Annotated in this window: 9 protein-coding genes; all 9 read right to left on the bottom strand. The window is 47.7% G+C overall.

Annotated elements, in window-relative coordinates; all coding sequences use genetic code 11:
- Positions 1–630 precede the first annotated feature (630 nt).
- On the bottom strand, positions 631–834 hold the full coding sequence (gene iscX / locus ACTHY5_RS06995; protein ID WP_441878117.1) for a Fe-S cluster assembly protein IscX: 204 nt from the start codon (positions 832–834) through the stop codon (positions 631–633).
- A gap of 14 nt (positions 835–848) precedes the next feature.
- The gene (gene fdx, locus ACTHY5_RS06990) at positions 849–1,187 is read right to left on the bottom strand and encodes an ISC system 2Fe-2S type ferredoxin (RefSeq protein ID WP_441878115.1); all 339 of its coding nucleotides are present in this window, start codon (positions 1,185–1,187) and stop codon (positions 849–851) included.
- Positions 1,188–1,189: 2 nt separating this feature from the next.
- Positions 1,190–3,034: a Fe-S protein assembly chaperone HscA gene (gene hscA / locus ACTHY5_RS06985; RefSeq protein WP_441878113.1), complete on the bottom strand. Its 1,845-nt coding sequence runs from the start codon at positions 3,032–3,034 to the stop codon at positions 1,190–1,192.
- Between the two features lie 5 nt (positions 3,035–3,039).
- Positions 3,040–3,558, bottom strand: coding sequence for a co-chaperone HscB (gene hscB, locus ACTHY5_RS06980; protein ID WP_441878111.1), 519 nt, complete (start codon positions 3,556–3,558; stop codon positions 3,040–3,042).
- 9 nt (positions 3,559–3,567) lie between these two features.
- Complete coding sequence (gene iscA, locus ACTHY5_RS06975; RefSeq protein ID WP_441878109.1) at positions 3,568–3,891, bottom strand: iron-sulfur cluster assembly protein IscA; 324 nt, start codon at positions 3,889–3,891, stop codon at positions 3,568–3,570.
- Positions 3,892–3,902: 11 nt separating this feature from the next.
- Entirely contained in the window at positions 3,903–4,289 is a 387-nt protein-coding gene (gene iscU / locus ACTHY5_RS06970) for a Fe-S cluster assembly scaffold IscU (protein ID WP_441878108.1), read from the bottom strand.
- A gap of 38 nt (positions 4,290–4,327) precedes the next feature.
- The gene (locus tag ACTHY5_RS06965) at positions 4,328–5,542 is read right to left on the bottom strand and encodes an IscS subfamily cysteine desulfurase (protein WP_441878107.1); all 1,215 of its coding nucleotides are present in this window, start codon (positions 5,540–5,542) and stop codon (positions 4,328–4,330) included.
- A 93-nt stretch (positions 5,543–5,635) separates the two neighbouring features.
- Positions 5,636–6,091 carry a Fe-S cluster assembly transcriptional regulator IscR gene (iscR, locus tag ACTHY5_RS06960; protein ID WP_441878105.1) on the bottom strand — a complete coding sequence of 152 codons (456 nt, stop codon included), beginning with the start codon at positions 6,089–6,091 and terminating at the stop codon, positions 5,636–5,638.
- 78 nt (positions 6,092–6,169) lie between these two features.
- Positions 6,170–6,916 (bottom strand): tRNA (cytosine(32)/uridine(32)-2'-O)-methyltransferase TrmJ, encoded by a 747-nt coding sequence (gene trmJ / locus ACTHY5_RS06955; RefSeq protein ID WP_441878118.1) that lies wholly within the window; start codon positions 6,914–6,916, stop codon positions 6,170–6,172.
- Between the last annotated feature and the right edge of the window lie 125 nt (positions 6,917–7,041).

Raw genomic sequence — 7,041 nt, 5'->3', positions numbered from 1 at the left:
AGCTTCTAGCTTCCCGCTTCAAGCTATCTTTTAGGTTTTATCTCGTCCTCCTCACTCCTCACCCTTTACAGCACTTAAAAGCTTTAACACGTGCCGCTGCGCGCCACTGATTTTAATGACTGCAAAGTAGACTGGCTAAGATAAACCTGTGAGGCGTGAGGGGGACGACACTTAAAACAAAGCTGGATGCTTGAAGCCGGAAGCTGGAAGATCCAAAAACTTGGGTCATTGCGAGCGCAGCGAAGCAATCCATTCTTTTCGCTCTAAGCTTCTAGCTTCCCGCTTCAAGCTATCTTTTAGGTTTTATCTCTTCCTCCTTACACCTTACTGATTTATGTTAGCCCGTCCGCCTTACAATTATTAGCGTGGCAAAGGGTTGTAAGACGTGCCGCTGCGCGCCACTTGTTAAATGGATTGCCACGTAACTCACGGTGAATGCCTTTGTAGGGTCGAATTTATTCGACCGCTTTTATGCCGTACAATGGTTTTGGTCGACTGAAGTCGACCCTACATTTGGCTCTGCTACCGCTGTGCATATATAGCGCTGCGACACTACCAAACCCAAGATGCAAAAAAATAGCCCCCAGGCTTAGGCTTGGGGGCTATTTATTGCGCGTTTAATCGGGTGTGTTAATCGTCGAACTCGTCCATCCAGATCATGATCACGGCTTCTAATATCTGCTCGTTGGAGGCATTAGGATCGTCATCAAAGTTTTCTAACTCACAAATCCATCGATGCAAATCAGTAAAACGTACTGTTTTAGGATCGGTATCAGGATAGGCTTCGAGTAAATCCAGTGCTATATCCTGACTGTCTGTCCACTTAAGACTCATGTGCCCTCTCTTGCCTACTGGCTTTCCGATACCATATTAAGGGTATATTTAGGAATTTCGATAACCAAGTCTTCGTCTACTACTTGTGCTTGGCAACCTAGGCGAGAGTCGGGCTCTAAGCCCCACGCCTTATCAAGCATATCGTCTTCTAGCTCGCAGCTTTCTTCCATGGAATCGAAGCCTTCGCGCACAATCACATGACAAGTAGTGCAAGCACAGGATTTCTCACAGGCATGTTCAATATCGATGCCATTACGCAAGGCGACATCCAGTACGGTTTCACCCAATTTGGCTTCAATTTCTGCACCGTCTGGGCACAGCTCGGGATGAGGCAAAAATACAATTTTTGGCATTGTTACACCTTATCTACACGTTGTCCGGCCAAGGCACGACGTATGGAGGCATCCATGCGTCGTTCAGCAAACTCAGCCGTTTGTTTGTCTGTGTGCTCTATGGCGAGCTTAATGGCGGCCACATCGCTACCTGTAACACTTTGTTGTAAAGATTCAACCACAGCAATAATGTCTGCTCGCTCTTTATCATTGAGCAATGCGTCGCCGTCTTGATTCAGTGCTGCAATAATATTTTCAATGACCCGTGCCGCTTCTACTTTTTGCTCGGCCAGCATACGGGCATCTATGTCTTCTTTGGCGTGCTCAAACGATGCCTTAAGCATGGTTGCGATATCACCTTCGTTTAAGCCGTAAGAAGGCTTCACTTCTATATCAGCTTGCACACCTGAAGATTTTTCCATGGCACTCACCGATAATAAGCCATCGGCGTCTACCTGAAAGGTCACTCGAATATGGGCCGCTCCTGCTGCCATAGGCGGAATGTCGGTAAGATTGAAGCGCGCCAATGATCGGCAATCATCCACAAGCTCTCGCTCACCCTGCACCACATGAATCGCCATGGCGGTTTGACCATCTTTAAAGGTGGTAAACTCTTGGGCGCGCGCCACCGGAATAGTGGTGTTGCGCGGGATCACTTTTTCAACCAAGCCGCCCATGGTTTCTAAGCCCAAAGACAAAGGCGTGACGTCGAGCAACAGCATATCACTGTCAGGCTTATTACCAATTAGCACATCTGCCTGAATAGCGGCACCTATGGCCACGACTTTATCGGGATCTAGGCTGGTTAAGGGCTCTGCAGCAAAGTATTCCCCTACCCGTTGGCGCACCAATGGCACACGGGTAGACCCCCCTACCATCACCACTTCTTGTACCTCAGCGGCCGTAACTCCGGCATCTTTTAGTGCGCGGCGACAGGCCATTAAGGTTTTATTAAGCCAAGGAGTAATAAGCGCATCAAAGTCGGCGCGGCTTAAGCTGCCCTGCCACCCTTGCCATGCAATATCGACACTGTCATTGTCGGTGAGTGCTTGCTTAGCGGTGCAGGCGACATCAAGCAAGTTGCGCTGCTGAGTCGGGTTAAGCTCAGTTACTTGGGCTTGCTGTTGAATCCAATCAGCCACGGCATGGTCAAAGTCGTCACCCCCTAAGGCTGAGTCACCACCGGTGGCTAATACTTCAAACACGCCACGATGTAAGCGCAAGATAGAGATATCAAAGGTACCCCCGCCTAAATCAAACACCGCAATCACGCCCTCTTGCCCCGAGTCTAACCCGTAAGCAATGGCGGCAGCGGTCGGTTCGTTTAATAAGCGCAGTACTTGCAAGCCGGCTAATTGAGCGGCGTCTTTGGTGCCTTGGCGCTGGGCATCATCAAAGTAAGCAGGTACCGTGATCACCGCGCCTTGAATAGGATTACCTAGACTTTGCTCGGCACGCTCATTCAATTCTTTTAATATTTCTGCTGAGACTTGTACTGGGTTGACCGGCCCTTGAGGGGTGTCTAGCTCTATGATGCCACTGTCGGTATCACGAAAAGCATAAGGTAAACGGTGCGTGGGAATATCGGCTAGCGCCTTACCCATCAGCCGTTTAACAGAAGAAATAGTATGTTGGGGATCTTGGTCGGCTTCGTGTTTGGCATCGTGCCCAACACGTAAACCTTCTGTGGTGTAGTGCACTACAGAAGGTAATAAGTCACGCCCTTGCTCATCAACTAAAGTTTCGGGAGTGCCGCTGCGCACTATGGCCACTAAGGAGTTAGTGGTGCCTAAGTCGATGCCGACCGCCCATTTGTGCTCATGAGGAGCCGCGCTTAGGCCCGGCTCAGATATTTGTAATAATGCCATTAGGGTTAGAATTCCTGCTGCGCATCTTCCAAACGTTCGAGTTCGGTCTGCAGCTTAGTCATAAATTTAAGTTTACGTACCGTATCGGCGGCCTCTGGTAGCTGCTCTGCAATTAATTGCTGTTCAAGCTCGGCATAATACTCTGCAGTTGCTTGTTGCAACTGCTGATCAAAGGCCATAATAGCGGCAAAGATATCTTCTGCATCGTTAATATCTGCTAATTGCTCACGCCACTCCATTTGCTGCATCAAAAATTCAGGATCTTTCAGCGTTTGCTGCTCAGCATGTAGCTCTACGCCTTGTAAAGATAACAGATATTCGGCGCGACTAAGGGGATGTTTAAGCGTAGTAAAAGCGTCATTGATATGGGCGGCGCTTTGCACCGCCTGAAGACGCTCGCGCTCGGGATGAGCGGCAAATTTGTCGGGGTGAAACTGCATTTGCAGTGTTCGATACGTTTCAGCCAACGCTTGGCCATTAAGGGCAAACGCAGGCGTTAAACCAAACAGCTCGAAGTAGTTCATGCTGCGTCCTTAAACGTTAAAGCTTTCGCCGCAACCACATTCCCCACTGGTATTGGGGTTGTTGAATTTGAAGCCTTCGTTCAAGCCTTCTTTGGCAAAGTCGAGTTCGGTACCGTCTAAATACACCAAGCTTTTGCTATCGACGATCACCTTTACCTCGCCATGCTCAAACACTTGGTCGCCTTCTGACAGTTCGTCAACAAACTCAAGTACATAAGCCATGCCAGAGCAGCCGGACGTTTTTACGCCCAAACGCAGGCCAAGGCCTTTGCCTCTGCTGTTTAAAAAGGTCTGCACTCGGTGTGCAGCTGCATCGGTAATGGTGATCGCCATGGTGTCTCCGTTTACGCTTGTTCTTGCTTTAGCTTGTAATCATCAATTGCGGCTTTAATGGCATCTTCTGCCAAAATAGAGCAATGAATTTTTACGGGAGGCAGTGCTAGCTCTTCGGCAATATCGGTGTTGCTGATACTGGCCGCTTCTTCTAGATTTTTGCCTTTTACCCACTCGGTAATCAATGAGCTAGACGCAATGGCAGAGCCACAACCGTAGGTTTTAAATTTAGCATCTTCAATAATGCCTGCGTCGTTAATTTTCAGCTGCAGTTTCATTACGTCACCACAAGCTGGTGCGCCCACCATACCGGTTGCAACACTGGTATCGTTTTTATCAAAACCGCCTACGTTACGGGGGTTTTCATAGTGATCTATTACTTTTTCGCTGTAAGCCATGATTATTTCCTCACCCTTGCTTCTATGGTTGCATCACCTTAGTGGTGTGCCCATTCAACTTGATCTAAATCTATTCCGTCTTTAAACATTTCCCACAATGGAGACATGTCACGCAGACGATCGATGGCATCATTGACCAGCTTTATCGTGTAATCAATTTCTGCTTCTGTAGTAAAGCGTCCAATACTAAAGCGAATTGAGCTGTGTGCTAATTCATCATTAAGGCCCAAGGCACGCAATACATAAGACGGCTCTAGGCTGGCTGATGTACAAGCAGATCCTGATGATACGGCTAAATCTTTTAGTGCCAGAATCAAAGACTCACCTTCAACATAAGCAAAGCTAATATTGAAAATACCTGGCACGCGCTGATCTAAATCACCGTTAACGTAAACTTCTTCAATGCCTTTTACGCCATCGTAAAGACGCTTGCGCAAGGTTTCAATGCGCTGACCTTCGGCGTGCATTTCTTCTTTAGCGATACGGAACGCTTCACCCATGCCCACAATTTGGTGAGTGGGTAAGGTACCAGAGCGCATACCACGTTCGTGTCCGCCACCGTGCATTTGTGCTTCTAAGCGCACCCGAGGTTTGCGTGATACATACAATACGCCAATGCCTTTAGGCCCATAAATTTTATGGCCAGATAAAGACAGCAAATCGATTTTCATATCTTTTACGTCGATGTCGATTTTGCCAGCACTTTGTGCCGCATCAACATGAAACATAATTTTACGGCTGCGGCACAGCTCGCCAATAGCTTTCACGTCTTGAATAACGCCCGTTTCATTATTAACGTGCATGATGCTTACCAAAATGGTGTCTTCACGCAAGGCATTTTCAATTTGTTCTAGGGTAAATATGCCATTAGGCTGCGGCTCAAGATAGGTGACTTCATACCCTTCACGCTCTAACTGGCGGCAGGGATCCAATACCGCTTTATGCTCGGTTTTGGAGGTAATAATGTGCTTACCTTTTTTGCTATAAAAATTAGCAATCCCTTTAATAGCCAGGTTATCAGATTCTGTTGCACCTGATGTGAACACAATCTCACGAGGGTCGGCATTAATTAGGTCGGCAATTTGGTTTCGGGCAATATCAACCTGCTCTTCTGCTTGCCAACCAAAACGGTGGGAGCGAGAAGCGGGATTACCGAAAATACCATCTGGGGTAAGGCATTGCATCATCTTTTCGGCAACGCGAGGATCTACCGGGCAGGTAGCCGCATAGTCGAGGTAAATGGGCAGTTTCATTATATTCTCCATTACGACGCTGCTCTAATCGGCAGTCTTGTCATCGACATTAAACACACTTTTTTATAAAACGTTATAAAAATATTGATTCAGTTAATCGAGCGTTAACAGACTAAGATCATGATCTGGTGCTGTTGTTCGCCGTGCACTTTGCTGGCTTACTAACTCGGCTAAGCTTATTCCTTCCAGAAAATCACTAATGCGATCACTTAAGGCACACCACAGTGAGTGGGTTAGGCATTGATTACCGCTTTGGCAATCCCCTTTACCTTGACACTTGGTGGCATCAACAGATTCATCTACGGCGACAATAATGGCCCCCACAGAAATATCTGCTTGCTCTAGCCCTAACCGATAACCACCGCCTGGGCCACGTACACTGCTCACTAATCCATGTTTGCGTAAACGGGCAAACAATTGTTCGAGGTAAGACAGAGAAATGCCCTGTCGCTCAGAGATGTGAGCAAGTGATACAGGGCCTGCGTCGCCATGCAAAGCGACATCTAACATAGCCGTTACTGCGTAACGCCCTTTTGATGTTAATCTCATGTCATTAACCCCTTACTGATATGACACAAGATTGCCATACCCGACTATTTCAGTCAAGTATTAACCTGACTAAAACACTCAACTATTATTATTGCTTTTGCGCCCCGGGTTTTGGATTGAAGTAAGAATGCCGCGCAAGATATTTAACTCGTGATCTTCAGGCCGCGCGCGGTTAAATAAGCGGCGTAACTTAGTCATTACCTGCCCCGGATGAGGCTTAATAATAAAGCCAGTTTCTAATAACGTTTCTTCTAAATGGCTGTAAAAGCGCTCTAAATCTTGCGATAACGGGTAAGACTCGCTTTCATATGATGCAATATCAGCAGCTTGAGATTGTGTGGCAAGCCACGCCATGCGGGTTTCGTAGCTTAGCGTTTGTACTGCCATGGCCAGATTTAACGAGCTATAGTCGGGGTTAGCTGCAATGGCGACATGAAAATGACACTGGTGCAACTCATCGTTACTCAAGCCGGTGCGCTCTCGGCCAAATACCAAGGCGACTTTATGTTGCGGGGCTTCTAAAATCGCTTTTTCACCGGCTTCTCGGGCATCTAGCATGGGCCAAGATAAAGTACGAGAACGGGCGCTGGTACCGATGACTAAACCGCAGTCTGCTACCGCTTCTGCTAAGGTAGCCACTGTGTTTGCTTGTTCTAAAATATCTTTGGCACCCGCCGCTAGGGCCATCGCTTGCTCATCAATGGGGTTAACGGGGTCAACGAGCCATAACTCGCTCAGCCCCATAGTTTTCATGGCACGGGCAGCTGAGCCAATATTACCGGTGTGCGAGGTGTTGACTAATACAATTTTTATGTGTTCAAGCATGACTAAAATCCAAGGGTGCTTAGCCGTAAATTCTATCACAGACAAACACCGCTCGTCTTCAAAGCCGGAAGCCACTTCGAGCTTCTAGCTTAGCGCTTGGTGCTTGGCGCTTGGCGCTTGGCGCT

It is taken from the genome of Oceanisphaera sp. (genome assembly GCF_052084945.1).
In the GTDB taxonomy this organism is placed as follows: domain Bacteria; phylum Pseudomonadota; class Gammaproteobacteria; order Enterobacterales; family Aeromonadaceae; genus Oceanimonas.
The sequence above is the reverse complement of the archived record's forward strand: the minus strand, read 5'-3'. Positions and strand labels throughout refer to the sequence as shown.

What these genes read in the sequence shown, in the direction of transcription:
- iscX (WP_441878117.1), bottom strand. Translation starts at nt 834, where the DNA reads ATGAGTCTTAAGTGGACAGACAGTCAGGATATAGCACTGGATTTACTC.
- fdx (WP_441878115.1), bottom strand. Translation starts at nt 1,187, where the DNA reads ATGCCAAAAATTGTATTTTTGCCTCATCCCGAGCTGTGCCCAGACGGT.
- hscA (WP_441878113.1), bottom strand. Translation starts at nt 3,034, where the DNA reads ATGGCATTATTACAAATATCTGAGCCGGGCCTAAGCGCGGCTCCTCAT.
- hscB (WP_441878111.1), bottom strand. Translation starts at nt 3,558, where the DNA reads ATGAACTACTTCGAGCTGTTTGGTTTAACGCCTGCGTTTGCCCTTAAT.
- iscA (WP_441878109.1), bottom strand. Translation starts at nt 3,891, where the DNA reads ATGGCGATCACCATTACCGATGCAGCTGCACACCGAGTGCAGACCTTT.
- iscU (WP_441878108.1), bottom strand. Translation starts at nt 4,289, where the DNA reads ATGGCTTACAGCGAAAAAGTAATAGATCACTATGAAAACCCCCGTAAC.
- ACTHY5_RS06965 (WP_441878107.1), bottom strand. Translation starts at nt 5,542, where the DNA reads ATGAAACTGCCCATTTACCTCGACTATGCGGCTACCTGCCCGGTAGAT.
- iscR (WP_441878105.1), bottom strand. Translation starts at nt 6,091, where the DNA reads ATGAGATTAACATCAAAAGGGCGTTACGCAGTAACGGCTATGTTAGAT.
- trmJ (WP_441878118.1), bottom strand. Translation starts at nt 6,916, where the DNA reads ATGCTTGAACACATAAAAATTGTATTAGTCAACACCTCGCACACCGGT.